The following is a 280-nucleotide window of genomic DNA, read 5'->3' on the forward strand; positions in this document are numbered from 1 at the left end:
ACACGTCCCCTTCGTCTAGAGGCCCAGGACACCGCCCTTTCACGGCGGTAACAGGGGTTCGAATCCCCTAGGGGACGCCACTTGCTGGTTTGTGTGAGTGAAAGTCGCCGGCCGAAGTATCTCAAAACAGACTTCCGAGTCTTGTTTGAGATATTTGCTCTTTAAAAATCTGGATCAAGCTGAAAATTGAAACGACACACTGTTTCATTTCTCCGTAATAAGAAATGAAAAGCGGTGTGTTCGAGTCTCTCAAATTTTCGCAACACGGTGGTGTTTTACG

The 280-nt window shown here is 47.5% G+C and carries 1 tRNA gene; it reads left to right on the plus strand.

Annotated elements, in window-relative coordinates:
- Positions 1 to 4 precede the first annotated feature (4 nt).
- Positions 5 to 80, plus strand: a tRNA-Glu gene (locus NNO03_RS22555).
- Positions 81 to 280: the final 200 nt, after the last annotated feature.

The organism is Citrobacter sp. Igbk 16, from assembly GCF_028069755.1.
GTDB lineage: Bacteria > Pseudomonadota > Gammaproteobacteria > Enterobacterales > Enterobacteriaceae > Citrobacter.